We start from the raw sequence: 26,996 nt of genomic DNA on the forward strand, positions 1-26,996 counted from the left end.
AGGACGAATATGTCACCAAGGGTGGGAAAGCGCCTTGCTGAAAACCATAGAATCTCCCACAGGTACTGCACCACCCACAAAGCAGGTGCCATCCCTGTGGGAGCGGGCAAGCCCGCGAAGAAGGCGACGCGGTGTTTCAGGTGATTAGAGCGGTGGCACCGCCCAGTTGATCGGCGCCAGCCCACGTTGTTCGAGGAAGCTGTTGGTCCGGCTGAAATGCCCACACCCCAGGAACCCGCGGTAAGCCGACAACGGCGACGGATGCACCGACTTCAGCACCAGGTGCTTGGTCCCGTCGATCAGCTTCTGCTTGCTTTGCGCATGTGCCCCCCACAACAGGAACACCACGTTCGGGCACTGCTCGCTGACCACCTGGATCACCCGATCGGTAAAGAACTCCCAACCCTTCTTGGCATGCGACGCCGCATTGGCCCGTTCCACGGTCATGGTGGTGTTGAGCAGCAGCACGCCCTGCTCGGCCCAGCTTTGCAGGTAGCCGTGGCTGGCGATCGGGATGTTCAGGTCGCGCTGCATTTCCTTGTAGATATTGACCAGCGACGGCGGCGTGGCCACGCCCGGCTGTACCGAAAAGCACAGGCCGTGCGCCTGGCCTGGCCCGTGGTAGGGGTCCTGCCCGAGTATCACCACCTTCACCTGGTCCAGCGGCGTCGAGTTCAGCGCATTGAAGATCAGCGGCCCTGGCGGGTAGATTTCCTTGCCGGCGGCACGCTCGCTGCGCAGGAACTCGCGCAGTTGATGCATGTAGGGCTGGTCGAATTCAGCACGCAATGCGGCTTTCCAGCTGGGTTCGAGTTTGATGCGATCGTCGTCAGTCATGGGGCCATCCGTAATCAATGGCGCGACACTAGGTAAGCCCTTCCCGCTTGTCAAACGATCCGACCGACGACCGGCATGTTCGGTCAGGCAGGCCATACTTGTGCGATGACTGAGCGAGGTAGTCCATGGCCATTCATTGTGAGGTACTCACCGGCGCCGACGGCGCCCGCATCGGCATCGCCACCCTGGATGCGCCCAAGGCGCTCAATGCCCTGAGCCTGCCGATGATCGAGGTGCTGGGCGAGCAATTGCACGTCTGGGCCCGCGACCCGGGGGTTGTCTGCGTGCTGCTGCGCGGCAACGGCACCAAAGCCTTCTGCGCCGGAGGCGATGTGCGGGCGCTGGTGCAGGCCTGCCGTGACCACCCCGGAAGCGTACCGCCCCTGGCCGCCTCTTTCTTTGCCGCAGAGTACCGCCTGGACTACGCCCTGCACACCTACCCCAAACCGCTGCTGTGCTGGGGCCACGGGCATGTGCTGGGGGGTGGCATGGGGCTGCTGCAGGGCGCCAGTGTACGCATCGTCACACCCAGCAGCCGTTTGGCCATGCCGGAAATCAGTATCGGGCTGTACCCCGACGTGGGTGCCAGCTGGTTCCTCGCCCGGCTGCCGGGCAAACTGGGGTTGTTCCTGGGGCTGACGGGCGCGCCAATCAACGCACGCGACGCCCTTGACCTGGGCCTGGCCGACCGTTTTTTTGGCGAGCATCAGCAAGAGGCGCTGGTCGAAGAACTGCTGCAACTGAACTGGCAGGAGCAGACCGCCCTGCAACTGAACAGCCTGCTCAAGGCCGAACAGCACCGCGCCTGCGCCGAGTTGCCCGAAGCCCAGTGGTTGCCGCGGCGGCAGGTGATCGATGCATTGCTCGACGTGGCCGATGCGGCGGCGGCCTGGCGTGCACTGGAGGGGCTCAAGCACCATGACGACCCACTGCTTGCAGAAGCAGGCCAGCGGCTGCACGAAGGCTGCCCGCTGACCGCCCATCTGGTATGGGAGCAGATTCGCCGGGCGCGTCACCTCTCATTGGCGCAGGTGTTCCAGATGGAATACTGCATGAGCCTGAACTGCTGCCGCCACCCGGAGTTCAGCGAAGGCGTGCGAGCCCGCTTGCTGGACAAGGACAACCACCCCCGCTGGCACTGGCCGGATGTAGCTCAGGTACCGGCGGCGGTGGTCGAGGCGCATTTTTCCAAGGCATGGGAGGGGCGGCATCCATTGGCGGACCTGAGTTGACTTCAACAACAACCTGGGCTGGGTTCAATCACCTACCGCTGCCAGTTACCCCCGCGCCCTTGACCACGTCGGCCGTCCCAGCGTCCGCCGTCATTGCGCTGCCCATTGGCGTTCCAGTTGCCATGCTGGTAGCGCTGGCTGCCGTCACGATAATCATGCCGGTCCCGATCCTGCCTGTAGTCCTGGCGCTGGCGGTTACCGTAGTCATTGCGCGGGTTGCCGTGCCACTGCTGCATCCCCGGCTGCGGATACGGCCGGTATTGCGGCGCAGGCGCCGAACGATGGTAATAGCGCGGTGCCGGCTGGTAGTAATAGCGCGGTTGCGGCGTCACGTAGTAGCGGTCATAGCGGTAATACCCTGGCGACACGTAGCGGTCGGTGGAGTAGTAATCCGAACGGTAATAGCCCCCGCTCTCGTAGTACGGGGCGCAGGCGGAAGTCATCAGCCCTAGCAGGGCGATCAACAGGATTCGATAAGACATGGCGGCCTCCTGGACCGCTGGAGTGCCCGAACAGCGGCGCTGGCGAGCGTCGATGCGTAATGCGTTCATCGACACTGAATAAGACAGTGAAGCCGAGGTGCAGTGCCATTTTTGCAATAATTTGATACAGGTGCGATAACCCTGAAAAACTTGCAGTCATTTGCCGGTCATCTCACTAGAATAGGCGCCCAGGCACACATCACGGGAAGATCATGCCGCTACGTTCCGCTCTGTTCTCGCAGCGCTCGCTGATCCTTACCCTGCTGGTGCTACTGGCGTGCGGCTTCCTCGCCACTTCGCTACTCAGCTACTTCTCCTCACGCAGCGCCATCCGCGACGGCATCATCAATACGGAACTGCCGCTGACCTCCGACACGGTCTACTCGGAAATCCAGAAGGACCTGATTCGCCCGGTGCTGATCGCCTCGATGATGGCCCAGGACACCTTCCTGCGGGACTGGGTGCTGTCCGGCGAGCAGGATACCGAGCGCATGACCCGCTACCTTGGCGAAGTCATGGGCAAGCAGGACACCTTCACGTCGTTTTTCGTGTCTGACCGCACCCTCACCTACTACCAGGCCAAAGGCGTGCTCAAGAAGGTAGAACCCGGCACCTGGCGCGATGCCTGGTATTTCCGCCTGCGCGACCTCAAGGCGCCCTATGAGATCAACGTCGATCTGGACATGGCCAACCAGGACAGCCTGACCGTGTTCATCAACTACCAGGTACATGACTACCAGCACCGCTTCATCGGAGCCGCCGGTGTCGGGCTGAGCGTATCGTCGGTGGTCCAGCTGATCGACCAGTACCAACGCCGCTACCAGCGCTCTGTGCTGTTCACCGACGCCAAGGGCAAGGTGCTGATGACCGGCTCGGAAGGTGGCCCGCATGGTCTGCGGGTCGGCCAGCCGCTCAGCGACAACCCTGAACTGAACGACGTACTGGCCGAGCAGTTGGTGCCCGGTGAAGGCAGCCACGAATACCGCGACAGCGACAACCACAGCCACTTCCTCAACGTGCGCCACCTGCCCGAACTGGACTGGTACCTGTTGGTGGAAAAGCGCGAAACCGGCGCCCTCGACCGCATCCGCCACTCCCTGTACCTGAACCTGGCCATCTGCGCGATGATCACCCTGGTGGTGCTGGCGCTGGTGCATGCCATGGTCCGCCGTCACCAGGCCAGCACCGAAGCCCTGGCCACCCTCGACAGCCTCACCGGCCTGCCCAACCGGCGTAGCTTCGACCTGCTCGCCGCCCAGGCTTTGCACGAAGCCCAGCGCGACAGTGGGCCGCTGGTGGCGTTGCTGATCGACCTGGACCACTTCAAGGCACTGAACGACACCCACGGCCACCTGGCAGGCGACGAAGTGCTGCGCCAATTTGCCAATGTACTGCAAGGCAGCCTGCGCCAGTCGGATATACTGTGCCGCTGGGGCGGTGAGGAATTCATCGTGCTGCTGCGTGAAGCCGAAGGCCGGCAGGCCATCGAGGTGGCGGAAAAGATCCGCCGCCGCACCGAACAGTTGACCTTCAGCTACGAAGAACAGCCGCTGCGCCTCACCACCAGCATCGGCCTGAGCAGCCTGCAGCCAGGGGATACCCTACACGCCCTGCTGACCCGCGCCGACCGTGCGCTCTATCGTGCCAAGCAGGCCGGCCGCAACCGCGTCTGCAGTGAAACCCGCCATGAATGACAGCCAACACTGCCCCGCTTGCGGTGCCCTCAACCAATGCAGCCTGGCCGACCCGCGCCGCGCTACCCAAGCCTGCTGGTGCTACAGCGTGGCCATCGACCCCGCCGTGCTACAGGCCCTGCCCGCCGAGTTGCGGAACAAAGCCTGCCTGTGCCCGCGTTGCGCTGCCGTTGAAGAGCAACTCCGATCAACCACTCCCCACTGACCTGTTCCAATGCGCCTCGACCGTTTCCTCGCCAACCTCCCCAGCCACAACCGCCAGCAAGTTCGCCTGATGCTGGCGCAACGCCGTGTGCGGGTGGAGGGCGTGGTGGTCAGCGACCCGCTGACCGAGGTACGTGAATTCAGCCGTGTCGAGTTGGACGACCAGTTGCTCCAGGCGGGCCGCCCCGCGCGTTACCTGATGCTGCACAAGCCACAGGGTTGCGTCAGCGCCACCCAGGACCCGCATCACCCCACCGTGCTCGACCTGCTGCCAACAGCGCTCCGCGATGACCTGCACATTGCCGGGCGCCTGGATTTCAACACCACCGGGCTGATGATCCTGACCAACGATGGCCAGTGGTCACGGCGCCTGACCCAGCCTGCCACCAAGCTCCCCAAGCATTATCTAGTGGAAACCGAAGACGACATTGCCGAGCACTATGTGGCCAAGTTCCGTGAGGGTTTCTACTTCGCCTTCGAAGACCTCACCACCCAACCTGCCCAGCTGGACATCCTCGGGCCGCGACGCGCTCGATTGGCGATCGTCGAAGGGCGCTATCACCAGGTCAAACGCATGTTCGGGTTCTTCGACAACAAGGTGGTGGGGCTGCATCGGGAGAGCATGGGGGCGATCCGGCTGGACCCTGGGTTGGCACCTGGGGCGTTTCGTGAACTCACAGCGGAAGAAATAGCCACTGTCTAGGCCGCCTGCCGGGCCGCTTCGCGGGCATGCCCGCTCTCACCCATACCCGAAATGCCCCGGGCTTGTGTTTTTCCTGTGGGAGCGGGCGCGCCCGCGAGAAGGCCGGGGCAGACACTACAGGGTCGTCATACGACCGCTCAGCGACAAAAGTCACATTTCTCCCCGAACGGCACTTGCGCGATCCACGACCCACTGCTTGAATCCAAATCGTCAGTCTGCATGTGACTACCAAGTCACGCCCGCAGTCGATGACACCTTTTGCCGGCTACCCAAGGCCTCGATGCCTTGGGGCACGGCAAATTGCCCCGCCAAAAACAATACCGTCGACGCAAGTGCCAAGGATCGACACAGGGCCCCCGGTTTTCTCTTCAGGCAAATGCCTACCTGTCATAAAGAACGTGCACCCTAGGTGACGCGAATACCCTTTTTGCGCCAGGAGTCGATGACATGAGGCCAGAAATCGCTGTACTTGATATCCAAGGTCAGTATCGGGTTTACACGGAGTTCTATCGCGCGGATGCGGCCGAGAATACGATCATCCTGATCAATGGCTCGCTCGCCACCACCGCCTCGTTCGCCCAGACGGTACGTAACCTGCACCCGCAGTTCAACGTAGTACTGTTCGACCAGCCGTATGCTGGCAAGTCCAAGCCGCACAACCGTCAGGAACGCCTGATCAGCAAGGAGACCGAGGCGCATATCCTCCTTGAGCTGATCGAGCACTTCCAGGCAGACCACGTGATGTCATTCTCGTGGGGTGGCGCAAGTACGCTGCTGGCGCTGGCGCACCAGCCACGTAACGTGAAGAAGGCAGTGGTGAGTTCGTTCTCGCCGGTGATCAACGAGCCGATGCGCGACTATCTGGACCGTGGCTGCCAGTACCTGGCCGCCTGCGACCGGTATCAGGTCGGCAACCTGGTCAACGACACCATCGGCAAGCACTTGCCGTCACTGTTCAAGCGCTTCAACTACCGGCACGTCAGCAGCCTGGACAGCCATGAGTACGCGCAGATGCACTTCCACATCAACCAGGTGCTGCAGCACGACCTGGAGCGAGCGCTGGATGGTGCGCGAAATATCGACATCCCGGTACTGTTCGTCAACGGTGACCGCGACGAGTACACCACGGCCGAAGATGCCCGGCAGTTTGGCAAGCATGTGGGCAGAAGCCACTTCAGCGTGATCCGCGACGCGGGCCATTTCCTCGACATGGAAAACAAGACCGCCTGTGAAAACACCCGCAGCGTCTTGCTTGGCTTCCTCAAGCCGACCGTGCGTGAACCTCGTCACCGCTACCAGCACGTTCAACAGGGGCAGCATGCATTGGCTATCTGAGCGCCTCGGCACTCTGTAACTGATACCCGCAGGCTATGGGGTGCCGACAAGCTTTTTTATAACTTGGGCTTCTAATTCGTGAAGGGTTCTGGTAAAAAGTGCTGCGCAGACGCGGGTATAGTTTAGTGGCAAAACGAAAGCTTCCCAAGCTTTAGTTGAGGGTTCGATTCCCTCTACCCGCTCCACATCGCATTCCAGCATGACGTTCCAGCAACGTCATCGCAGTCAAAAGGAGCCTTGGCTCCTTTTTTCGTTTCTGCCCCCCACGTTGACCTGGCCCATGGCCATTTGCCTGCCGATCCGCTTCAATGCGCAGCGGGTGCATACGCCTGCAAGCGAAACGGCTTGTGGCGGATATGCTCACTGGAATCTTGAAACATTTCGAAAGGATGACGCATGTTTCTATCCCGCTGGCTACCAGGCCTTGCCAACCTCCTGCACTATCGGCGCGAGTGGCTGCATGCCGACCTGCAGGCCGGGCTCTCGGTCGCGGCGATCCAGATCCCCATTGCCATCGCCTACGCGCAAATCGTCGGCCTGCCGCCACAATACGGCCTGTATGCCTGCGTCCTGCCGATGATGGTCTACGCCCTGATCGGCAGCTCGCGCCAACTGATGGTCGGCCCCGACGCTGCCACCTGCGCGATGATCGCCGGCGCCGTGGCACCGCTGGCCATGGGCGATCCGCAGCGCATTGTCGAACTGTCGGTGATCGTCACCGTGCTGGTTGGCATAATGCTGATTGCCGCCGGCCTGGCCCGTGCCGGCTTCATCGCCAGCTTCTTTTCGCGGCCGATCCTGATCGGCTACCTCAACGGCATCGGCCTTAGCCTGATCGCCGGGCAGCTGTCCAAGGTGGTGGGCTTCAAGATCGAAGGCGACGGTTTCATCCTCAGCCTGATCAACTTTTTCCAGCGCCTGGGCGAGATTCACTGGGTCACGCTGCTCATCGGCCTGGCCGCCCTGGGCTTGCTGGTCTGGCTGCCGCGGCGCTACCCGCGCCTGCCTGCAGCCCTCACGGTAGTGGCGCTGTTCATGCTGCTGGCCGGGCTGTTCGGCCTTGACCGCTTCGGCGTTGCCGTCCTCGGCCCGGTACCTGCCGGCATCCCGCAGCTGGCGTGGCCGCACAGCAACCTGGAGGAAATGAAAAGCCTGCTGCGCGACGCCCTGGGTATTGCCACCGTCAGCTTCTGCAGTGCCATGCTGACTGCACGCAGCTTCGCCGCCCGGCATGGCTATGCGATCAACGCCAACCACGAGTTTGTCGCCCTGGGCGTCAGCAACCTGGCCGCCGGGGTTTCCCAGGGCTTTGCCATCAGTGGCGCCGACTCACGTACGGCGGTCAATGACATGGTCGGTGGCAAAAGCCAGCTGGTGGGCATCATCGCGGCCCTGGTCATCGCCCTGATCCTGCTGTTCTTCACCGCGCCGATGGCGTGGATCCCGCAGGCTGCACTGGGCGCCGTGCTGTTGATGGCCGGTTGGGGGCTGATCGACATCAAGTCGCTGGGTAGCATCCGGCGTCTCAGCCGCTTCGAGTTCTGGCTGTGCCTGCTGACCACGGCGGGGGTGCTGGGCCTGGGTGTGCTGCCCGGTATCGTGTTTGCCGTCACCCTGGCGATTTTGCGCCTGCTGTACAGCATCTACCAGCCCACCGATGCCGTGCTGGGCTGGCTGCCGGGCACCGAAGGCCAGGTCGACATCCGCAAATTCAAGGACGCGCGCACCGTGCCAGGGCTGGTGGTGTACCGCTTCGACGACGCGATCCTGTTCTTCAACGCCGACTACTTCAAGATGCGCCTGCTCGAGGCGGTACAGAGCCAGCACCAGCCCAAGGCCGTGCTGTTCGATGCCGAAGCAGTCACCAACATCGACGTCAGCGGCATCGCTGCCCTGCGTGAAGTACGCGACACCCTGGCAGCGCAAGGCATCTTCTTTGCCATCGCACGCGCCCGGGGTACGTTCCTGCGGATGCTGGTGCGCTCGGGGATGGCGCGGGAAATGGAAGACAAGCTGCTGTTCGGATCGGTACGGGCCGGGATTCGCGCGTACCGGGTTTGGCGTAACCGGAGCCGCACTGTGCCGGTTGCCGAGCAGGGCTAAAGAGGTGTTCTATTGCCACTGGCCCTATCGCCGGCAAGCCAGCTCCCACAGGTACGATGCAGGGATCACAGGCTATGCCGTACCTGTGGGAACTGGCTTGCCGGCGATAGGGCCGGTCCAGGTAACACAAGGCTGTTGGCAGGACACCAACCCTCGCTCACGCTGCATGACATGCTAAAGTCGCCCCCGTTCTCCGCTCCATCCAACGGACCCCAGCATGCCCGCACTTGACGCCACCCTCACCCCCTGGCCAGAACTCGCTGCCCGCCACCCCTGCGACGCCCTGCTGCTGGGCAACGGTGCCAGCCGCGCAGTGTGGAAGCCGTTCGGCTACTTCTCGCTCTTCGAGGAAGCGCAACGCGCCGGCCGCAAGAAAGGCCTGGCGGTCAGCGACCAGGCGCTGTTCAAATCCTTGGGCACAGAGCTGTTCGAGCCCGTGCTCAGCGCCCTCAACACCACCGTGCGCGCCAACGCCGCGCTGGCCATCAACTCCACCGCGCCGCTGAACCGCTACTACTCGATCAAGGAAGCGTTGATCCACGCCGTGCGCACAGTGCACCTGCCGTGGTCACTGATGCCAGCCACCACGCTGGCAGCCTTCAACCAGGCCTTGCGCGGCTACCGCAGCGTCTACACCAGCAACTACGACCTGCTGCTGCCATGGGCTGTGCAACACGCCCCGCACGGCTTCGCCAAGTTGTTCGACGAGCAAGGCTTCTTCGATGTGCGCCGCACCCGCAGCGAAGGCACCCGCGTGCTTTACCTGCATGGCGGCCTGCACCTGCTCAAGCTGCCCGACGGCACCACCCGCCAACGCAGCGCCGACCACGCAGAGCTGCTCGATGGCTTTGCGGTGAACATCCCGGGAGAGGTGCCGCTGTTCGTCAACGAAGACCGCAGCGACGAAAAACTGCGCGCCATTCGCAACTCGGACTACCTGGGCTGGTGCCTGGGGCAGTTGGCACGGGAGAATCAAGGGTTATGCCTGTTCGGGCAGCATCTGGACAGCAGTGACCAGCACCTGCTCGAAGCTATCCGACAGGCGCGGCCACAGCATCTGTCGATTGCCATAAGGCCATTGAGCGAGGCTTCGGTGATCAACCAGAAGCAACACTATATTGATCGGTTCGGGGATCTGGCGGGGACGAAGGTGCATTTCTTTGATGCCAGTACGCATCCGTTGGGGCTGGCAGATTTGGCGATCGAGCTACCAGCCGCTCGACGCTAGCACGCTCCCAGCAGGAGCGCGCGGGCAGGCTTGCTGGGGGTTGCCGTCAGAGCAACCCATCCGCCCGCAGCAACGTCTCCAGGCAATGCTCCTGCACCCCATAAAACGCCTTGAGCTGGCCAATCTTCTCCAGCAACGCCCCGTTGTCCCCCGCCTTCTGCCGCTTCACCGCAAGAATCATCTTGTTCTTGTTGGTGTGCTCCAGCGAGATGAACTCGAATACCTTGGTTTCGTAACCGCACGCTTCAAGGTAAAGCGCCCGCAGGCTGTCGGTCAGCATTTCGGCCTGCTGGCCCAGGTGCAGGCCGTACTGCAGCATGGGTTGCAGCAACCCCGGACTGTGCAGTTGCGGGCGAATCTGTTTGTGGCAGCACGGCGAGCACATGATGATCGCGGCGTTGCAGCGGATGCCGGTATGGATGGCGTAGTCGGTGGCAATGTCACAGGCATGCAGGGCGATCATCACCTCGATGGCCTCTGGCACCACGCTGCGCACGTCACCGCACTGAAACTCCAGGCCCGGGTGCTCCAGGCGTGCGGCAGCGGTGTTGCACAGGTCGACCATGTCCTGGCGCAACTCTACGCCAGTGACCTGTGCATCGCGGCCCAGGCTGTTGCGCAGGTAATCATGCATGGCGAAGGTCAGGTAGCCCTTGCCCGAACCAAAGTCGGCCACCCGCAGTGCCTGCCCGGCCGGCACCGGGGCGCTGGCCAAGGCGTGGTCAAAGACCTCGATGAACTTGTTGATCTGCTTCCACTTGCGCGACATCGACGGAATCAACGCGCCTTGTGCATCGGTTACGCCCAGGTCGCGCAAAAACGGGCGCGACAACTCCAGGTAACGCTTCTTCTCGCGGTCATGGCCGCTGCTGGCAGTCACCTCACGCGGTGCCTGTGCGCCGTGACGCTGCAGCATCGGCTTGCCCTTCTTGCTGAAGGTCAGCTGCACTTCGCCGTCAGCATCGAACAGGTGGGCGTTGCGGAAGCTGTCTGGCAGCAGCTCGGCGACCAGGGCCTGGGCCTGGTCCAGCGGCAGGTTGCGGGTGATGTCGCGGGTCTGGTGGCGGTAGACCAGCGAAAGGCACGGCTGGCCCTTGACCTGCAACGGCTTGGCAATGATCCGTTGCAAGGTCTGATCGGCACCGACATGGCGCGCCAGCACCAGTTTGACCAAGGTATCGCCGTGCAGGGCGGCGTTCAGCAGGTCGAGAAACTGAGCGCGCGCATCCGGCGCGGAGGGGGCGGAAGTACTGGCGGACATGGAGAAACGGTGCCTCGAATAGCGGGAAGCGCATTCTACACCCTGTGGGAGCGGGTTTACCCGCGAATGCGTCGGTGGCCTCCAGGCAACATTCGCGGGTGAACCCGCCCCCACCGGGAACGCGTCAAGCCAGGCGGATCCGGATCAATCGAGAATCACCAAGCGGTTGGGCAGCTCGTTACGGGCATGGGTTGGCGGCACGTGCTGGCTAAGCAGCTCGCCACACGCCTCGATGCACTCGACAAAACCTTGCAAGGTCCGGCCCTGGCGCACCTGTTCGGCAAAGCGCGCTCCGATGGCCGCGCGGGCTTCGGCGTCCAGGCAGTGCTCGATACCGCGGTCGACCAGGATCTCCACATGCCGCTCCGCCTCGCTGACAAAAATCAGCACACCCGTGGCGCCTGCGGTGCGCTGCAGGTTCTGCTCGCGAAACTGCTGTTGGGCCAGCCGTGAAGCACGCCAGCGACGCAGGGCACGGGGGATCAGCCAGCCGGCCAGGCGCGGGTTGCGCAGCAGCAGGCACAAGCCGACGAACAGCAACACGTTGGCCACCAGCAAGCCACGCACGCTGGGCCAACCCAGCAGCCAATGCAACAGGCCTGGCATCGCCAGCGCCAGCACGGCGGCCCACAACAGCGGCCAATAGGCGTAATCGTCGGCGCGGCGAGCCAGCACCGTCACCAGTTCGGCATCGGTGCGCCGTTCGGCACGCGCAATGGCTTCGGCAATCTGCCGTTGATGGTACTCGTCGAAGGGGGTCATGCCGTCGGTCTCTTGAGCGTTCTTATAGTTGTTGTCCCGGCACTCGGGGCTTCATCCGCAGACGACATATTCAGGCATAATCCGCTGCTGGAAAGTAAGCCTGCGAATCGTACAACAATAGCCGCCTGAAAACTTCGGCCGCGCGCGTATCACCCTGGATACGGCAGAGGCCCCATAACGGAATTGATGATGAAACTGTCTTTGCTGGGCCTGGCCATGGGCCTTGCCAGTCAGGCGGCCCTTGCCGCCCCCTATGCCCCGCCCCTGCAGGACAAGCAGGCGTTCATCGAGCACCTGATCAGCCAGATGACCGAAGCCGAGAAAATCGGCCAACTGCGCCTGATCAGCATCGGTCCGGAAATGCCCCACGAAAAGATCCGCGAAGAAATTGCCGCAGGCCGCATCGGGGGTACCTTCAACTCGCGCACCGCACCCGAAAACCGCCCGATGCAGGACGCGGCCATGCGCAGCCGCCTGAAGATCCCGATGTTCTTCGCCTACGACACCATTCACGGCGAACGCACCATCTTCCCCATCGGCCTGGGCATGGCCGCCACCTGGGACATGGACGCCGTCGCCAAGGTGGGCCGCACGGCAGCCATCGAAGCCTCGGCCGACGCCCTGGACATGACCTTCGCACCCATGGTCGATATCGCCCGCGACCCACGCTGGGGCCGTACCAGCGAAGGCTTCGGCGAGGACACCTACCTGACCTCCAAGATCGGCCAGGTGATGGTGCGCTCGTTCCAGGGCAGCAGCCCGGCAAACCCCGACAGCATCATGGCCATCGTCAAGCACTTCGCCCTGTATGGTGCAGTGGAAGGCGGGCGCGACTACAACACGGTCGATATGAGCCTGCCGAAAATGTACAACGACTACCTGCCGCCCTACCGAGCCGCGCTCGACGCCGGTGCTGGCGGGGTAATGGTGGCGTTGAACTCGATCAACGGCGTGCCGGCCACCTCCAACACCTGGCTGATGAACGACCTGCTGCGCAAGGAGTGGGGCTTCAAAGGCGTGACCATCAGCGACCACGGCGCCATCCAGGAACTGATCCGCCACGGGGTCGCCCGCGACGGCCGTGAAGCCGCCAAGCTGGCGATCAAGGCCGGCATCGACATGAGCATGAACGACACCCTGTACGGCGAAGAGCTGCCAGGCCTGCTGAAGTCAGGCGAAGTGACCCAGCGCGAACTGGACCAGGCGGTACGCGAAGTGCTTGGCGCCAAGTACGACATGGGCCTTTTCAAGGACCCGTACGTGCGCATCGGCAAAGCCGAAACCGACCTGAAGGACTATTACGGCAACGACCGCCTGCACCGCGAAGCTGCGCGTGACGTGGCACGCCGCAGCCTGGTGCTGCTGGAAAACCGCAACCAGACCCTGCCGCTGAAAAAGACCGGCACCATCGCCCTGGTCGGCCCACTGGCGGATGCCCCCATCGACATGATGGGCAGCTGGGCCGCCGACGGTAAACCGGTGCACTCGGTAACCGTGCGCGAAGGCCTGCGCCGCGCCGTGGAAGGCAAGGCCAAGCTGGTCTACGCCAAAGGCTCCAACGTCACGGGCGACAAGGCGATCCTCGATTACCTGAATTTCCTAAACTTCGATGCCCCGGAAATCGTCGACGACCCGCGCCCGCCTGCGGTGCTGATCGATGAAGCGGTCAAGGCGGCCAGGCAATCCGATGTGGTGGTGGCAGTGGTCGGCGAGTCCCGCGGCATGTCCCACGAGTCGTCGAGCCGTACCACCCTGGAGATCCCGGCCAGCCAGCGCGAGTTGATCAAGGCCCTGAAGGCCACTGGCAAACCGCTGGTGCTGGTGCTGATGAACGGCCGGCCGCTGTCGATCAGCTGGGAGCGCGAGCAGGCCGACGCCATCCTCGAAACCTGGTTCGCCGGCACCGAAGGTGGTAATGCCATCGCCGACGTGCTGTTTGGTGACTACAACCCGTCCGGCAAGCTGGCCATCACCTTCCCGCGCTCGGTCGGGCAGATCCCGATGTACTACAACCACACCCGCATCGGTCGGCCGTTCACCCCTGGCAAACCAGGCAACTACACCTCGCAGTATTTTGAAGAGCCCAACGGCCCGCTGTACCCGTTCGGCTATGGCCTGAGCTACAGCAGCTTCGAGCTGTCGGGCCTGAAGCTGTCGAACAAGGACCTCAAGCGCGGCGACACACTGGAGGCCAAGGTGACGGTGGCGAACACCGGCAAGGTAGCCGGCGAGACCGTGGTGCAGCTGTACCTGCAGGACGTGTCGGCGTCGATGAGCCGCCCGGTCAAGGAACTCAAGAACTTCCAGAAGCTGATGCTCAAGCCGGGCGAGTCACGCACCTTGACCTTCCGCATCAGCGAGGAAGACCTGAAGTTCTACAATGGCCAGCTGCAGCGGGTTGCCGAGCCAGGGGAATTCAATGTCCAGGTCGGGCTGGATTCCCAGACGGTGCAGCAGCAGAGCTTCGAACTGCTGTAACCGAAAGGTCGCCTGTACCGGCCTTTTCGCGGGCTTGCCCGCTCCCACAGGTACTGCACAGGTCCATCGGGCTGTGAGTATCCAGTGGGAGCGGGCAAGCCCGCGAAGAGGCAGGCCCCGATATCACAATCATCCGGATCCGCCCCGATGCCCTTTTCCTTTCGCGCCCTGCGTCTGGGGCTGATCACCCTGCTGATCGTGCTGGGTACCGCCCTCAGTGCCGGTTGGGCCATGCACCAGGCCAAGCGCCAGGCCATGGAAGACGACGCCCAGCGTGCCAGCCAGCAGTTGGGCCTCTACGCCAATACCCTGCATACCCTGATCGACCGCTACCGCGCCCTGCCGGCCGTGCTGGCGTTGGACCCGGAGCTGATCGCCGCCCTGCGTGGCCCGGCCAGCGAAGAAGTCCAGGACGCCCTGAACCGCAAGCTTGAACGCATCAACGGCGCCGCAAACTCCTCCACCCTCGAACTGCTCGACCGCACCGGCTTGGCCATCGCCGCCAGCAACTGGCGGCTGCCCAGCAGCTATGTCGGCTCCAACTACGGCTTCAGGCCCTATTTCAAGCAAACCCGCAGCCAGGGCAGTGGCCGCTTCTACGCCGTGGGCGTGACCAGTGGCGTGCCGGGCTACTTCCTCGCCAGCGCGGTGAACGACGAGCATGGCCGCTTCCTCGGTGCCATGGTGGTGAAGCTGGAGTTCCCGGAACTTGAACGCGAGTGGCGCCAGGGCAGCGACATCCTGCTGGTGAGCGATGCCCGCGGCATCACCTTCATCGCCAACCAGGACGGCTGGCGCTACCGCGAGCTGCAGCCGCTCAGTGGTGCCGACCGTGCCGAGCTTGCCGAAACCCGCCAGTACGACAAACAACCGCTGGTGCCGTTGCAGCATCAGGTGCTGACGCGCTTTGCCGCCAACAGCACCCTTAGCCGCGTGCAAGGCCCCGAGGGCAGCGCCGAATACTTGTGGGAAAGCCTGCCACTGGAAGGCGAAAACTGGACTTTGCACCTGCTGCGCAAACCGCAGGTCACTGCCGACGGCCGCAATGCCGCCTTGGGCGCCGCCGCCGTGTGGCTGAGCCTGGTGTTCGCCGCACTGTTCGTCAGCCAGCGCCTGCGCCTGGCGCGCCTTCGCCAGCGCAGCCGCGAAGAGCTAAAGCGCCAGGTCGAGGAACGCACTCGCGAACTGCGCACGGCTCAAGAAGGCTTGGTGCAATCAGCCAAGCTGGCGGCGCTCGGGCAGATGTCGGCAGCCATGGCTCACGAAATCAACCAGCCGCTGACCACCCAGCGCATGCAACTGGAAACCCTGCGCCTGCTGCTCGACCATGGCCGGCATGACGAGGCACGCCAGGCCCTGGAGCCACTGGAGCAGATGTTGACGCGCATGGCTGCGCTCACCAGCCACCTGAAAACCTTTGCCCGCAACAGCCCGGTCGGCCTGCGCGAGCGCCTCGACCTGGCCACCGTGGTCGACCAGGCCCTGCACCTGCTGGAAACCCGCATTCGCAGCGAAGAGGTAGAGGTGGCCCTGTACCTGGCGCGCCCGGCCTGGGTACGCGGCGATGCCATTCGCCTGGAACAGGTGCTGATCAACCTGTTGCGCAATGCCCTCGACGCCATGGCCGACAAGCGCTACAAACGCCTGGAGGTGCGCATCGAACCCGAGGGCGAGCGGTGGCGCCTGAGCGTGCTGGACTCGGGGGGCGGCATCGCCGAGGCCAACCTGGCCAAGGTCTTCGACCCGTTCTTCACCACCAAGCCGGTGGGCGAAGGCCTGGGCCTGGGGCTGGCCATTTCCTACGGCATCGTCCACGAGGCCGGTGGCCAGCTGCAGGTCGAAAACCTGCCCGGTGGTGCACGCCTGAGCCTTACCCTGCCCCGTGACCTGGAGCCTGTATGTTGAATTCAGTGATCGTCGTCGATGATGAAGCCAGTATCCGCAGTGCAGTCGAGCAATGGCTGAGCCTGTCCGGCTTCAGCGTGCAACTGTTCGCGCGCGCCGAAGAGTGCCTGGCCCACCTGCCGCAGCACTTTCCCGGGGTCATCATCAGCGATGTGCGCATGCCGGGCATGGATGGCCTGCAATTGCTCGAACGCCTGCAGTCGGAGGACCCCGACTTGCCCGTCATCTTGCTGACTGGCCACGGCGACGTGCCCATGGCAGTGGAAGCCATGCGCAGCGGTGCCTACGACTTTCTCGAAAAGCCCTTCACCCCGCAGCACTTGCTGGGCAGCCTGCGCCGGGCCCTGGAAAAGCGCCAGCTGGTGCTGGAAAACCGCCGGCTGCACGAACAGGCAGACCTCAAGTCACGCCTGGAAGGCACGTTACTGGGCATGTCTCAGGGCCTGCAACAGCTGCGCAGACAAGTACTGGAGCTGGCCAGCCTGCCGGTCAACGTGCTGATCCGTGGCGAAACCGGCAGCGGCAAGGAGCGCGTGGCCCGCTGCCTGCACGATTTTGGCCCTCGCGCCGGTAAACCCTTCGTCGCACTCAACTGCGCGGCCATTCCCGAGTCGCTGTTCGAGGCCGAGCTGTTTGGCCACGAAAGCGGCGCCTTCACCGGCGCCCAGGGCAAGCGCATCGGCAAGCTGGAGTACGCCAACGGTGGCACGGTGTTTCTCGACGAAATCGAGAGCATGCCGCTGGCGCAGCAGGCCAAGCTGTTGCGCGTGATCCAGGAGCAGAAGCTGGAGCGTCTGGGTGCCAACCAGAGCATAAGCGTCGACCTGCGTGTCATTGCCGCGACCAAGCCCGACCTGCTCGAAGAGGCCCGCGCCGGCCGCTTTCGCGAAGACCTTGCCTATCGCCTGAATGTGGCCGAGCTGCGCCTGGCGCCGCTGCGTGAGCGGCGTGAAGACATTCCTCTGCTGTTCGAGCATTTTGCCCGCGCTGCAGGCGAAAAGCTGGGCCGTGCCGCCCCGCTGCTGTCGGGTGTACAACTGGCTCAGCTGCTGTCCCATGACTGGCCGGGCAACGTCCGGGAGCTGGCCAATGCGGCGGAGCGCCATGCGCTGGGGCTGAGTTCGCCGAACATCGAAGCGACACCTGCCGGGCAGTCGCTGGGCGAACAGATGGAAGCGTTCGAGGCGCAATGCCTGCGCGCAGCCTTGCGCCAGCACGGGGGCGAGATCAAGTCGGTGATGGAGGCGTTGCAGTTGCCGCGGCGTACGCTTAACGAAAAGATGCAGCGGCATGGGCTGGTGCGCGAGGATTTTGTCGGGCGCGAATGAGCGGATTTCCGCTTACCTGCAATCGTTGATAGGCAAAAATCCGCTTATTTCTGAACGATCATGGGGCTGCTTCGCAGCCCATCGCGACGCAAGGCCGCGCCTACAGGTCAACTACCACTGCGGTTTTGCCCTCAAATGAATCAGCCTGCACCCATTTGGCACACCTTCTGCAATTGCCTTGGCAAGCTGCGCCACGGCGCGCTCCACAAAAACAACGAGAAGGTATCCCTGATGGATAACGCCACCTCCCTGCCCGCTGGGGCGGCCACTGCGCCCGCCGCAGAAAAAACCACCGCCAGCCGTTTGAAGTCGATCTTCAGCGGGTCCATCGGCAACATGGTCGAATGGTACGACTGGTACGTCTACGCCGCATTCTCGCTGTACTTCGCCAAGGCCTTTTTCCCGGCCGGTGATTCCACCGCACAATTGCTCAATACCGCCGCGATCTTCGCCGTGGGCTTCCTCATGCGCCCGATCGGTGGCTGGCTGATGGGCCTGTACGCCGACCGCAAAGGCCGCAAGGCCGCGCTGATGGCCTCGGTACTGCTGATGTGCGCCGGCTCGCTGGTCATCGCCCTGACCCCGGGCTACGAAACCATCGGCGTCGCCGCACCGGTCCTGCTGGTCGTCGCACGCCTGCTGCAAGGCTTGTCGGTGGGTGGCGAATACGGCACCTCGGCCACCTACCTCAGCGAAATGGCCAGCAAGGAACGCCGTGGTTTCTTCTCCAGCTTCCAGTACGTGACCCTGATCTCCGGCCAGCTCATCGCCCTGGCGGTACTGATTGTCCTGCAGCAGACCCTGACCACAGAGCAGCTGTATGCCTGGGGCTGGCGCGTGCCGTTCGTGATCGGTGCACTGTGCGCAGTGGTGGCCCTGTACCTGCGTCGCGGCATGGAAGAAACCGCCTCGTTCACCAAGAAGGAAAAGGCCAAGGAAAGCCTGATGCGCACCCTGCTGCGCCACCCCAAGGAGCTGATGACCGTGGTCGGCCTGACCATGGGCGGCACCCTGGCCTTCTATACCTACACCACCTACATGCAGAAGTACCTGGTCAACACCGTGGGCATGAGCATCAGCGACTCGACCACCATCTCGGCCGCTACACTGTTCCTGTTCATGTGCCTGCAGCCGGTGATCGGTGGCCTGTCCGACAAGATCGGCCGACGCCCTATCCTGATCGCCTTCGGTGTGCTCGGGACCCTGTTCACCGTACCGATCCTCAGCACCCTGCACACCATCCAGACCTGGTGGGGCGCATTCTTCCTGATCATGGCGGCGCTGATCATCGTCAGCGGCTACACCTCGATCAACGCCGTGGTCAAGGCAGAGCTGTTCCCAACCGAAATTCGCGCCCTGGGCGTGGGCCTGCCGTACGCCCTGACCGTGTCGATCTTCGGCGGCACCGCCGAGTACGTGGCCTTGTGGTTCAAGAGCGCAGGCATGGAAAGCGGCTTCTACTGGTACGTCACCGCCTGTATCGCCTGCTCGCTGCTGGTTTACGCGACCATGAAGGACACCAAGCAACACTCGCGGATTACTACTGACTGACGCTGGTTGGCAATACTGAAAGGGGGCGCTCATTACATGGGCGCCCCCTTTTTCATGACTCACGACAACCTGTGAGCCGATTAGCGCTATTATTCGGCTCACCCAATGAGCCGAATAGCCGGCTTATTCGGCTCACAGGATGGATCGGCACAATCATGAACAGCCCTTTGTGGATCTGGCAGCAACCAGCCTGGCCCCAATTTACCTGGCAAAACGAAACCATTGCCCCGCTCCTGCGCAACTGCATCAGCATGCAAGGTCGTCTACTGGGCAAGATCGGCAGCATCGATGGGCTCAGCGAGTGCCAGAACATGCTGGATACGCTGCTGCAGAACATCGTCACATCCTCGGCAATCGAAGGTGAACAGCTGAATGTGGGCTCGGTGCGCTCTTCTCTTGCCCGTCGGCTGGGCATGGATGAACCGGGAGCTACCAGTGCCCGCAGTGAAGGGCTGGCGGAACTGATGCTGGATGCAACTCAAGGGTATGACCGACCACTGACCCTGCAACGCCTGTTCACTTGGCACCAGTGGCTATTCCCGGAAGTACAAGGCGCCTTGAGCAAGGCGGTACTGGTCGGCCGGTTACGTGATGAAGTGCCCATGCAGGTGATCTCCGGCCGTCTCGACAAGCCCACCGTGCATTTCCAGGCACCACCGCGCGAGGGTCTTGAAACACAGCTCGCGGCGTTTCTCGACTGGTTTGCCAACAGCCTCGATATCGCTGGTCTGGATCCGCTGTTACGCGCCGGTATTGCGCACTTCTGGTTTGTCACGCTGCACCCGTTCGATGATGGCAATGGTCGGCTGACCCGGGCGATCACCGACCTGGCGCTGGCCCAAGCTGAGCGCCAGGCCATTCGCTTCTATGCCATGTCCGCCAGCATCCTCGAGGACAGGGCCGGCTATTACCAGGTCCTGGAGAGCAGCCAGAAAGGCGACCTGGATATCACCCGCTGGTTGTCCTGGTTCCTTGCCACATTGCTGCGCAGCCTCGAACAGGCACTGGCAAACATCGACCGGATACTGGCCAAGGCCAGGTTCTGGCAGGCGCATCGCGCAGATGGCTTGCTGCCTGAACAGGTCAAGGTGCTCAACAGGTTGCTTGATGGGGGCCCCCGCGGTTTCGAGGAGGGCATCAGCGCTACGCAGTACCAGGCAGTGGCGAAGGTTTCCAAGGCCACTGCGACCCGCCACCTTACCGACCTGCTCGACAAGGCTTGCCTGGTTCGCCTGCCAGGCGGGGGCCGCAGTACCCGCTATCGCATCAACACTCAGGACATCTCCAACGCCTGACGCGGCTCACGGCGCTGGTACCAGGTGGCCATCAGCACGAGCACCAGCAGCACCCCGCCCAGCACGGCCGACGAACCGATTGTGCCGAAGTCCAGGCCGCCCTTTTCATGTGGCTTGGTGAGGAAGTCGCCCAAGGTGGCGCCGAATGGGCGTGTGAGCACGAACGCCACCCAGAACAACAGCACGCCGGGGATGCGCGTCCAGTAACGGGCCACTACCACCAATGCGATGGCACTGCCGATCAGCAGTGCGCCACCGGCAAAACCAAGCCCCGAATCATCAGCCAGGTAATCACCCAGGGCAGTGCCGAGCGTGTTGGAAAACAGGATCGCTACCCAGTAGAACAGCTCGCCCGAGCGATTCTTGATGCGGGTGACATCCAGCGGGTTGCCGCTCAGGCGCCAGACCAGGAAGGTCAGCAGCAGGATACCGATGAGCAGGGCCGAACCCGTGGCATAACCCAAGCCCAGGGTGCGGTCCATGAAGTCGGACATGGTGGTGCCTGCGGTACTGGTGGAGAGAATCACCAGCCAGTACAGCATCGGGTGGTAGCGGCGCGAGTAGAGCTGGCCGAGCAAGGTCAGCACGAACACGCTGATCAGCATCAACGAGCTGAGTGCATAGCCGATGTTCAGCGTCATCGACAGCAAGTCGCCTGCCGTTTCGCCAAGGGTAGTAGCGCAGATCTTCATGACCCAGAAGGCCAAGGTGATTTGCGGGAGTTTGTTCATTGTTGTGCCGCTCCAGTTTGAGGTGCGGCGATGGTGCTGAGCAAGGTTTGAAAAATCGGTTGGTGTTGTATGAAAAAAGCGTTGATCGGACTTTGAAACAAGATATTTCACTGTTAACGCCCCATTAATGCCCGGCCTTCAAGCTGCAATGGCTGACAAAACGACGACGCGAGGGCTTGCGGCCAATCACTGACACCGCCGCCTGACCCACGCGGAGCTCGCCCAAATATATCGATTTATACGATTCTTAAACGCTATTATTTGCGCTTTTTAATCTAATTTATCGGCGTAGGATTAAACCCATAGAAACAAACAACTTCTCGAACCCCGGAGCAACGACCATGAAAAACAAACTGATCCTCACCCTGGCCCTCTCGGTTTTCGCCGCTGGCGCCTTCGCCGAAGATGGCTTCGACCGTACCAACGCTCACACCTTTGCCGCCGCTAAAACCCAGTCCGCCAACTATGCTGAAGACGGTTTTGACCGCACCGGTGGCCAACGTTTCGCTGAAGACGGTTTCGACCGCACCGGCAGCCAGCGCTTTGCTGAAGACGGCTTCGACCGCACCAACGGCCAGCGCTTTGCTGAAGACGGCTTCGACCGCACCGGCGGCCAACGCTTCGCTGAAGACGGCTTCGACCGCACCAACGCCCACCGCATCAGCTGATACCTGATGCGAGCACCCAGCCCGGCTTCGGCCGGGCTTGATCATTTGCAGGCGAGCACAGGCTTGGCACACTAGGCACCTTGTCCACCAGGAGGTAGGGCCAACAAGCCCAGCACAGATGTATTACTACGAACCTGCCAAAGGCCACGGCCTGCCCCACGACCCGTTCAACGCCATCGTCGGCCCCCGCCCTATCGGCTGGATTTCCTCGCATGACCGCGAAGGCCGACTGAACCTGGCGCCCTACAGCTTCTTCAACGCCTTCAACTACATCCCGCCGATCATCGGTTTCTGCAGCGTCGGGCGCAAAGACAGCCTGAACAACATCGAGCAGACCGGCGAATTCGTCTGGAACCTGGCCACCCGCCCACTGGCCGAGCAGATGAACCAGAGCTGCGCGCCGGTTGCTGCCGAGGTGAGCGAGTTCGAGTTGAGCGGCCTTACCGCCACGCCGTCGAGCATCGTCAGCGTGCCCCGCGTGGGCGAAACCCCGGTGGCGTTCGAGTGCAAGGTCAGCCAGATCGTCCAGCTCAAGCGGGCCGACCAGGCACTGGTGCCCAGCTGGCTGATCCTCGGAGAAGTGGTTGCGGTGCACATTGCCGAGCACCTGCTTGAAAACGGCATCTACGATACCGCTGCCGCCGAGCCGATCCTGCGTGGCGGTGGCCCGGCGGACTATTTCGAGCTGGGCAACCTGTTCAAGATGGGCCGCCCGCCGGCCTGATCACCAGATCAGTTCACCCTCTTCGCTGACGCCTTGCAGGCGCTGCAGCTCGGCCGTGGCCGCTTCGTCGGCGGCCACGGCGCCCTTGAACACCTGCCCGTCCAGAACCTTGTGAAAGCGCGGCGCGCCGCCCATGGCCAAGGCCTTGACCGCAATGGCCGCGTTGTAGCCGCCACCTTCCACCGGCACCATCGCCGATACCGCTTCGAAATGAGTGAATTCCCTACGTGCCATGTTGCTATCCGCGTGGTTGAACAAGGGCGCTACTTTACCTCATCCACCCTCAATCGAAGGTGTGCAAGTCCAGGCTGCTGACCACCTGTGCCTGCACCAGCTCGCCAAACACATCCAGTGTCGGCGAAGCAAAGTAGCCACTCATCGCCTGCTGATCCTGCCAGCTGCCACTGAGCAACCACAGGTCGGCATCGGCCTGGGAGCGCTGTACCGTGAAGCTCAGGCAGCCCGGCGAACGCAGCGAGGGCTCGAGCAGGTCGCGCAGGCGCGCGCCCAGTTCTGCCGAGCGCCCGCTGCTGGCACGGATGAAAGCAAGATGGGTGACCGGTTGTTTTAGGGTCATTGCACAATCTCCTTGAAGCAGGCGGACGAAAAAGCCAGGCTGCCAAGGTTAGGGGCTCACCCGCGGGCCGCGTTAGGCCATTACTGCTCGCCGCTTGCCTGATCCTGCTGCGCGGCAGGATCAGGCAAGCGACGTGCAGCTTTCGACTAGCGCCCCTCTTTGCCCAAACCTATGCTGCGTCGGTCAGCAGAGGAAAGCCATCATGACCACCGCCACGTCCATCGACCCGACCCTGGAACTGCAGCGCCTGGAACTGGCCGAGCTGATCCGCCGCCATGCCGGCGACCCCCATGGTCCCGCATCGACCATCGATGACCTGTATCTGGTGCGCTACACCGAGAACGTGCGCTCGGTGCCGACCCTGGCGCAACCGGCGCTGTGCATCCTTGCCCAGGGCAGCAAAAGCCTGTTCCTTGGTGACGAGCAGTACGCCTACGACCCCCTGCACTACATGGTGGTGTCGGTGACCTTGCCGCTGAGCGGGGTGAGGCTCGACGCCAGCCCGGAAAACCCCAGCCTGGGCCTGCGCATGGACCTGGACCCGGCCGAGATCAGCCAGCTGATCGCCGAGAGCGGGCCGATGCTGGTACCCAACCGGCCTTCAGGCCGCGGTTTGTATGTGGAAAGGACCGATGCCGCATTGCTCGACGCCTTGCTGCGGCTGCTACGCCTGCTGGATACCCCGCGCGACATCGCCATGCTCGCGCCACTGTTCCGCCGCGAGATTCTCTATCGCCTGCTGCGTGGGCCGCAGGGTTGCCGGCTGTATGAAATTGCCTTGGCCAACAGCCAGACTCACCGGGTGTGCCAGGCCATTACCTGGCTCAACAACAACTACCAGTTGCCCCTGCGCATCGAGGACCTGGCCCGGGAGGTCAACCTCAGCACTTCGACCTTGCACCATCGCTTCAAGGCCGTGACGTCGATGAGCCCGTTGCAGTACCAGAAGCAGCTGCGCCTGCAGGAGGCGCGGCGGTTGATGCTCAACGACGGGCTAGAGGCGGCGGTGGCAGCCTATAGGGTGGGGTATGAAAGCCCGTCGCAGTTCAGCCGTGAATACAGCCGGCTGTATGGCGCACCACCGATTCGGGATGTGGCGCGGTTGCGGGCTACTGCTGGCTGAGCCTGGTTCTTCCTGTGCTGGCCTCTTCGCGGGTGAACCCGCTCCCACAGGATCACCACAGCTTTCGAAGACTGTGGCGATCCTGTGGGAGCGGGTTTACCCGCGAAGAGGCCCGCACAGGCAATAACCTTGATTCAACCCGCCACGGTTTCCTGCCACTGATTCTGGTCAACCTGGATCAAGGTCGGCCCCTTGCGCTCCACCGCCTGCCCCAGCGCCGCCTGCAGCTGCTTCACGTCGGTCACATGCTCCGCCGAAGCCCCCAGCGCCCGCGCCACGCCGATGAAGTCCGGGGTATGGATATCTACCCCGACCGGCTCGATCGCCCGGTTGACCATGTACTTCTTGATCTCCTCGTACCCCTGGTTATTCCACAGCAGCACGATCAGCGGCACCTGTGCCTCCACAGCACTGGCAAGCTCCGGCAGGGTGAACTGCAAACCGCCGTCACCAATCAGGCACACCGCAGGCGCGCGCTGGCCGATTTGCTCCGCACTCCCCAACCACGCGCCCATGGCCGCAGGCAGCGCATAACCCAGGGTGCCGTAGCCGGTTGAGGCATTGAACCAGCGACGTGGCTGGTCCATGTCCAGGGTCAGGTTGCCGGTGTACACCGGCTGGGTCGAATCGCCCACCAGCACGGCATTGGGCAGTCGCTCCAGGATCGCGCTCAGCAAACGGGTCTGGCTCAGGGTTGGCTGGTCCCAACCTGCCGCCAGTGTCTGGCGCAGGTTGGACACGCGAGCCACACCCCAGGTGCTTTCGCGCACAGGTTGCGGCTGAGCCTGCAAGGCAGCGAGCAATGCCTCGGCGGCCAGCTCGGCATCGGCTACCAGCGCCAGCTCCGGCAGGTAGTTACGCACGGTCTGGTCCGGATCGATATCGATGCGCAGCAGGCTACCCGGGATCTCGAAGCCACCCTTGAAGGTCACGTCATAATCGGTTTCAGCCAGTTCGGTACCGATCGCCAGCACCACGTCCGCTTCAGCCACCAGCTCTCGAGTAGCCGGCAGTGACTGGGTCGAACCGATCTGCAGCGGGTGGCTGGCCGGGAGCAAACCCTTGGCATTGATGGTCAGGGCCACCGGGGCCTGAAGGTGTTCGGCCAGGCGCGCCAGCGCAGCACCCGCGGCCAGCGCGCCACCGCCCGCCAGGATCAACGGCCGCTTGGCACCTGCCAGGCGCTCGGCCATCTGTGCCACGGCCTGCGGCGCTGCCCCTGCCCGGCTGCCACGCACCGGGCGGCCCGGCAGCAGGAAGTCGGCCGGTTCGACCAGCACGTCCAGCGGGATTTCGATATGCACCGGGCGTGGCCGGGCGCTCTCGAACACGGCAAATGCCCGCGCCAGCACCTGCGGCAGGTCTGCAGCACTCATCAAGGTGTGAGAAAACGCGGCCACTCCCGACACCAGCGCCGACTGGTTGGGCAGTTCGTGCAGCTTGCCGCGGCCACCGCCCAGCTGATCACGGGACTGCACACTGGAAATCACCAGCATCGGGATCGAGTCGGCATACGCCTGGCCCATGGCAGTGGTGATATTGGTCATGCCAGGGCCGGTAATGATGAAGCAAACCCCAGGTTTGCCACGGGTGCGCGCATAGCCGTCAGCCATGAACCCTGCACCCTGCTCATGGCGCGGGGTGATGTGGCGAATGGACGAGCCCGCCAGGCCACGGTAGAGCTCAACGGTATGTACACCGGGAATGCCGAAGACATGGTCGACGCCATAGCCTTCAAGGAGATTGACCAGTACTTCGCCGCAGGTTGCCATCGGGTTTCACCATGAATCTTGTTGGAGTATGCCCTTATTGGACCCAAGCCACGGCTATCGCCACAATGCAAAAAAACACATACTAGCCATGTCCTGTCATCATGGCTTAGTGCGATGAAACGCCTCCCGCCCCTGCCCGCCCTGCACACCTTTCTGGTCACCGCCCAGCACTGCAACTTCACCCGTGCAGGGCAACAGCTGCACATCACCCAAGGCGCCGTCAGCCGCCAGATCGCGGCCCTCGAAGAACACCTGGGTTATGCCCTGTTCCAGCGCCAGGCCCGCGGGCTTAGCCTGACCCGTGAAGGCCAGGACTGGCTGCCTCGGGTGCAGCAGGTGTTCGCGCTGATCGAGCAAGGCGTGCGCGAAGTGGGTGGGCGCAGCACGACCTTGCAGCTCAAGGCCCCGACGTGCGTGATGCGCTGGCTGCTGCCGCGCCTGATGGAATGGCAGGCACTGCGCCCGGATGTACCCGTGGAATTGACCACCACGGTGCAACATGGGGTGGATTTTCGTCGCGAGGGCTTCGATGCGGCGGTGGTCTACGGCGATGCGCCGAACCACGGGCTGCAGGTGCGCAAGCTGTTCGATGAACAACTTACGCCAGTGTGCGCCCCCTCGCTGCGTGAGGGGCCGATACCGTTGCAGCAAGTGGAAGACCTGGCGCGACACATGCTGCTGCACCCCTCGCGGGATGAACATGACTGGCAGTTGTGGCTACAGGCCGCTGGGGTGACGTTGGCCACTCATGGGCCGAAGCAGCATTTCGAGACACTGGACATGGCGATGGCCATGGCCTCGCAGGGGACAGGCGTGGCCATCGGCGACTGGTCGCTGATTGGCGATGACTTGCGCGGGGGGCGGCTGTGCATGCCGTTTGCGCAGAAGGTGGTGACCGGGAAAGGGTATTACCTGGTGAGCCAGGCCAGAAACTTGCCGCCGGGGTTGGTGGAGTTACTGGACTGGCTGGAGAGCCAGGCTAGCCAATAAGGGCCTCTTCGCG

24 protein-coding genes and 1 tRNA gene are annotated in these 26,996 nt (G+C 63.0%); 17 read left to right on the forward strand and 8 right to left on the reverse strand.

Features of this window, described 5'->3' with window-relative positions:
• Window positions 1–144: 144 nt before the first annotated feature.
• Entirely contained in the window at window positions 145–837 is a 693-nt protein-coding gene (ung, locus tag WF331_RS07560) for a uracil-DNA glycosylase (protein ID WP_049275302.1), read from the reverse strand.
• Between the two features lie 125 nt (window positions 838–962).
• On the opposite strand from ung, the gene WF331_RS07565 reads away from it, so the two are divergent.
• The gene (locus WF331_RS07565; RefSeq protein WP_016498158.1) at window positions 963–2,069 is read left to right on the forward strand and encodes an enoyl-CoA hydratase/isomerase family protein; all 1,107 of its coding nucleotides are present in this window, start codon (window positions 963–965) and stop codon (window positions 2,067–2,069) included.
• A gap of 32 nt (window positions 2,070–2,101) precedes the next feature.
• Here WF331_RS07565 and WF331_RS07570 read toward each other — a convergent pair whose 3' ends face one another.
• Window positions 2,102–2,551 carry a hypothetical protein gene (locus tag WF331_RS07570; RefSeq protein WP_016498157.1) on the reverse strand — a complete coding sequence of 150 codons (450 nt, stop codon included), beginning with the start codon at window positions 2,549–2,551 and terminating at the stop codon, window positions 2,102–2,104.
• A gap of 212 nt (window positions 2,552–2,763) precedes the next feature.
• On the opposite strand from WF331_RS07570, the gene WF331_RS07575 reads away from it, so the two are divergent.
• From WF331_RS07575 to WF331_RS07605, 7 genes are all read left to right on the forward strand, one after another.
• Window positions 2,764–4,245, forward strand: a complete 1,482-nt coding sequence (locus tag WF331_RS07575; RefSeq protein WP_016498156.1) for a sensor domain-containing diguanylate cyclase — start codon at window positions 2,764–2,766, stop codon at window positions 4,243–4,245.
• A complete protein-coding gene (locus tag WF331_RS07580; RefSeq protein ID WP_340622783.1) occupies window positions 4,238–4,450 on the forward strand; it encodes a cysteine-rich CWC family protein in 213 nt (70 codons plus the stop codon). Before WF331_RS07575 ends, WF331_RS07580 begins: the two co-directional genes overlap by 8 nt.
• Before the next feature lie 9 nt (window positions 4,451–4,459).
• Complete coding sequence (locus WF331_RS07585; protein ID WP_340622784.1) at window positions 4,460–5,152, forward strand: 16S rRNA pseudouridine(516) synthase; 693 nt, start codon at window positions 4,460–4,462, stop codon at window positions 5,150–5,152.
• A gap of 447 nt (window positions 5,153–5,599) precedes the next feature.
• Window positions 5,600–6,487, forward strand: a complete 888-nt coding sequence (gene phaG, locus WF331_RS07590; RefSeq protein ID WP_016498154.1) for a (R)-3-hydroxydecanoyl-ACP:CoA transacylase — start codon at window positions 5,600–5,602, stop codon at window positions 6,485–6,487.
• A gap of 111 nt (window positions 6,488–6,598) precedes the next feature.
• A tRNA-Gly gene (locus WF331_RS07595) sits at window positions 6,599–6,672 on the forward strand.
• A 211-nt stretch (window positions 6,673–6,883) separates the two neighbouring features.
• Window positions 6,884–8,590 carry a SulP family inorganic anion transporter gene (locus tag WF331_RS07600; RefSeq protein ID WP_284360626.1) on the forward strand — a complete coding sequence of 569 codons (1,707 nt, stop codon included), beginning with the start codon at window positions 6,884–6,886 and terminating at the stop codon, window positions 8,588–8,590.
• 217 nt (window positions 8,591–8,807) lie between these two features.
• A complete protein-coding gene (locus tag WF331_RS07605; RefSeq protein WP_284360625.1) occupies window positions 8,808–9,818 on the forward strand; it encodes a DUF4917 family protein in 1,011 nt (336 codons plus the stop codon).
• 46 nt (window positions 9,819–9,864) lie between these two features.
• On the opposite strand, the gene WF331_RS07610 is transcribed toward WF331_RS07605, so the two are convergent.
• The gene (locus WF331_RS07610) at window positions 9,865–11,079 is read right to left on the reverse strand and encodes a class I SAM-dependent methyltransferase (RefSeq protein WP_016498151.1); all 1,215 of its coding nucleotides are present in this window, start codon (window positions 11,077–11,079) and stop codon (window positions 9,865–9,867) included.
• Between the two features lie 144 nt (window positions 11,080–11,223).
• The gene (locus tag WF331_RS07615; protein WP_340622785.1) at window positions 11,224–11,841 is read right to left on the reverse strand and encodes a TPM domain-containing protein; all 618 of its coding nucleotides are present in this window, start codon (window positions 11,839–11,841) and stop codon (window positions 11,224–11,226) included.
• 186 nt (window positions 11,842–12,027) lie between these two features.
• On the opposite strand from WF331_RS07615, the gene bglX reads away from it, so the two are divergent.
• The 5 genes from bglX to WF331_RS07640 all read left to right on the forward strand — a co-directional run bounded on the left by bglX (window position 12,028) and on the right by WF331_RS07640 (window position 20,398).
• Window positions 12,028–14,319 (forward strand): beta-glucosidase BglX, encoded by a 2,292-nt coding sequence (bglX, locus tag WF331_RS07620; RefSeq protein ID WP_284399397.1) that lies wholly within the window; start codon window positions 12,028–12,030, stop codon window positions 14,317–14,319.
• Window positions 14,320–14,466: 147 nt separating this feature from the next.
• Window positions 14,467–16,224: an ATP-binding protein gene (locus tag WF331_RS07625; protein WP_016498148.1), complete on the forward strand. Its 1,758-nt coding sequence runs from the start codon at window positions 14,467–14,469 to the stop codon at window positions 16,222–16,224.
• Window positions 16,218–17,552 (forward strand): sigma-54-dependent transcriptional regulator, encoded by a 1,335-nt coding sequence (locus WF331_RS07630; protein ID WP_340622786.1) that lies wholly within the window; start codon window positions 16,218–16,220, stop codon window positions 17,550–17,552. The genes WF331_RS07625 and WF331_RS07630 overlap by 7 nt, the downstream gene beginning before the upstream one ends.
• 231 nt (window positions 17,553–17,783) lie before the next feature.
• A complete protein-coding gene (locus tag WF331_RS07635; protein ID WP_016498146.1) occupies window positions 17,784–19,103 on the forward strand; it encodes an MFS transporter in 1,320 nt (439 codons plus the stop codon).
• Between the two features lie 155 nt (window positions 19,104–19,258).
• Window positions 19,259–20,398 (forward strand): Fic family protein, encoded by a 1,140-nt coding sequence (locus WF331_RS07640; RefSeq protein ID WP_284399401.1) that lies wholly within the window; start codon window positions 19,259–19,261, stop codon window positions 20,396–20,398.
• Here the strand turns inward: WF331_RS07640 and WF331_RS07645 are convergent.
• Window positions 20,377–21,129: a COG4705 family protein gene (locus WF331_RS07645; RefSeq protein WP_016498144.1), complete on the reverse strand. Its 753-nt coding sequence runs from the start codon at window positions 21,127–21,129 to the stop codon at window positions 20,377–20,379. The two genes, WF331_RS07640 and WF331_RS07645, sit on opposite strands and share 22 nt — an antisense overlap.
• Before the next feature lie 341 nt (window positions 21,130–21,470).
• Between WF331_RS07645 and WF331_RS07650 the strand changes: the two genes are divergently transcribed.
• Window positions 21,471–21,797, forward strand: a complete 327-nt coding sequence (locus WF331_RS07650) for a hypothetical protein (RefSeq protein ID WP_284399403.1) — start codon at window positions 21,471–21,473, stop codon at window positions 21,795–21,797.
• A gap of 118 nt (window positions 21,798–21,915) precedes the next feature.
• Complete coding sequence (locus tag WF331_RS07655; RefSeq protein ID WP_016498142.1) at window positions 21,916–22,521, forward strand: flavin reductase family protein; 606 nt, start codon at window positions 21,916–21,918, stop codon at window positions 22,519–22,521.
• Here WF331_RS07655 and WF331_RS07660 read toward each other — a convergent pair whose 3' ends face one another.
• Both WF331_RS07660 and WF331_RS07665 read right to left on the reverse strand, forming a co-directional pair.
• A complete protein-coding gene (locus tag WF331_RS07660) occupies window positions 22,522–22,755 on the reverse strand; it encodes a hypothetical protein (protein WP_041167964.1) in 234 nt (77 codons plus the stop codon).
• Between the two features lie 49 nt (window positions 22,756–22,804).
• The gene (locus WF331_RS07665) at window positions 22,805–23,098 is read right to left on the reverse strand and encodes a putative quinol monooxygenase (protein WP_016498140.1); all 294 of its coding nucleotides are present in this window, start codon (window positions 23,096–23,098) and stop codon (window positions 22,805–22,807) included.
• Between the two features lie 202 nt (window positions 23,099–23,300).
• On the opposite strand from WF331_RS07665, the gene WF331_RS07670 reads away from it, so the two are divergent.
• Entirely contained in the window at window positions 23,301–24,221 is a 921-nt protein-coding gene (locus tag WF331_RS07670) for an AraC family transcriptional regulator (RefSeq protein WP_340622787.1), read from the forward strand.
• A gap of 134 nt (window positions 24,222–24,355) precedes the next feature.
• Here WF331_RS07670 and WF331_RS07675 read toward each other — a convergent pair whose 3' ends face one another.
• The gene (locus tag WF331_RS07675) at window positions 24,356–25,993 is read right to left on the reverse strand and encodes a 5-guanidino-2-oxopentanoate decarboxylase (protein ID WP_284360609.1); all 1,638 of its coding nucleotides are present in this window, start codon (window positions 25,991–25,993) and stop codon (window positions 24,356–24,358) included.
• Window positions 25,994–26,107: 114 nt separating this feature from the next.
• Here WF331_RS07675 and WF331_RS07680 point away from each other — a divergent pair, with 114 nt between their 5' ends.
• Window positions 26,108–26,983: a LysR substrate-binding domain-containing protein gene (locus WF331_RS07680; RefSeq protein WP_049278216.1), complete on the forward strand. Its 876-nt coding sequence runs from the start codon at window positions 26,108–26,110 to the stop codon at window positions 26,981–26,983.
• The last annotated feature ends 13 nt before the right edge of the window (window positions 26,984–26,996 follow it).

Source organism: Pseudomonas sp. YNh, assembly GCF_037993085.1.
Lineage (GTDB): Bacteria > Pseudomonadota > Gammaproteobacteria > Pseudomonadales > Pseudomonadaceae > Aquipseudomonas > Aquipseudomonas putida.

What these genes read in the sequence shown, in the direction of transcription:
- ung (WP_049275302.1), bottom strand. Translation starts at nt 837, where the DNA reads ATGACTGACGACGATCGCATCAAACTCGAACCCAGCTGGAAAGCCGCA.
- WF331_RS07565 (WP_016498158.1), top strand. Translation starts at nt 963, where the DNA reads ATGGCCATTCATTGTGAGGTACTCACCGGCGCCGACGGCGCCCGCATC.
- WF331_RS07570 (WP_016498157.1), bottom strand. Translation starts at nt 2,551, where the DNA reads ATGTCTTATCGAATCCTGTTGATCGCCCTGCTAGGGCTGATGACTTCC.
- WF331_RS07575 (WP_016498156.1), top strand. Translation starts at nt 2,764, where the DNA reads ATGCCGCTACGTTCCGCTCTGTTCTCGCAGCGCTCGCTGATCCTTACC.
- WF331_RS07580 (WP_340622783.1), top strand. Translation starts at nt 4,238, where the DNA reads ATGAATGACAGCCAACACTGCCCCGCTTGCGGTGCCCTCAACCAATGC.
- WF331_RS07585 (WP_340622784.1), top strand. Translation starts at nt 4,460, where the DNA reads ATGCGCCTCGACCGTTTCCTCGCCAACCTCCCCAGCCACAACCGCCAG.
- phaG (WP_016498154.1), top strand. Translation starts at nt 5,600, where the DNA reads ATGAGGCCAGAAATCGCTGTACTTGATATCCAAGGTCAGTATCGGGTT.
- WF331_RS07600 (WP_284360626.1), top strand. Translation starts at nt 6,884, where the DNA reads ATGTTTCTATCCCGCTGGCTACCAGGCCTTGCCAACCTCCTGCACTAT.
- WF331_RS07605 (WP_284360625.1), top strand. Translation starts at nt 8,808, where the DNA reads ATGCCCGCACTTGACGCCACCCTCACCCCCTGGCCAGAACTCGCTGCC.
- WF331_RS07610 (WP_016498151.1), bottom strand. Translation starts at nt 11,079, where the DNA reads ATGTCCGCCAGTACTTCCGCCCCCTCCGCGCCGGATGCGCGCGCTCAG.
- WF331_RS07615 (WP_340622785.1), bottom strand. Translation starts at nt 11,841, where the DNA reads ATGACCCCCTTCGACGAGTACCATCAACGGCAGATTGCCGAAGCCATT.
- bglX (WP_284399397.1), top strand. Translation starts at nt 12,028, where the DNA reads ATGATGAAACTGTCTTTGCTGGGCCTGGCCATGGGCCTTGCCAGTCAG.
- WF331_RS07625 (WP_016498148.1), top strand. Translation starts at nt 14,467, where the DNA reads ATGCCCTTTTCCTTTCGCGCCCTGCGTCTGGGGCTGATCACCCTGCTG.
- WF331_RS07630 (WP_340622786.1), top strand. Translation starts at nt 16,218, where the DNA reads ATGTTGAATTCAGTGATCGTCGTCGATGATGAAGCCAGTATCCGCAGT.
- WF331_RS07635 (WP_016498146.1), top strand. Translation starts at nt 17,784, where the DNA reads ATGGATAACGCCACCTCCCTGCCCGCTGGGGCGGCCACTGCGCCCGCC.
- WF331_RS07640 (WP_284399401.1), top strand. Translation starts at nt 19,259, where the DNA reads ATGAACAGCCCTTTGTGGATCTGGCAGCAACCAGCCTGGCCCCAATTT.
- WF331_RS07645 (WP_016498144.1), bottom strand. Translation starts at nt 21,129, where the DNA reads ATGAACAAACTCCCGCAAATCACCTTGGCCTTCTGGGTCATGAAGATC.
- WF331_RS07650 (WP_284399403.1), top strand. Translation starts at nt 21,471, where the DNA reads ATGAAAAACAAACTGATCCTCACCCTGGCCCTCTCGGTTTTCGCCGCT.
- WF331_RS07655 (WP_016498142.1), top strand. Translation starts at nt 21,916, where the DNA reads ATGTATTACTACGAACCTGCCAAAGGCCACGGCCTGCCCCACGACCCG.
- WF331_RS07660 (WP_041167964.1), bottom strand. Translation starts at nt 22,755, where the DNA reads ATGGCACGTAGGGAATTCACTCATTTCGAAGCGGTATCGGCGATGGTG.
- WF331_RS07665 (WP_016498140.1), bottom strand. Translation starts at nt 23,098, where the DNA reads ATGACCCTAAAACAACCGGTCACCCATCTTGCTTTCATCCGTGCCAGC.
- WF331_RS07670 (WP_340622787.1), top strand. Translation starts at nt 23,301, where the DNA reads ATGACCACCGCCACGTCCATCGACCCGACCCTGGAACTGCAGCGCCTG.
- WF331_RS07675 (WP_284360609.1), bottom strand. Translation starts at nt 25,993, where the DNA reads ATGGCAACCTGCGGCGAAGTACTGGTCAATCTCCTTGAAGGCTATGGC.
- WF331_RS07680 (WP_049278216.1), top strand. Translation starts at nt 26,108, where the DNA reads ATGAAACGCCTCCCGCCCCTGCCCGCCCTGCACACCTTTCTGGTCACC.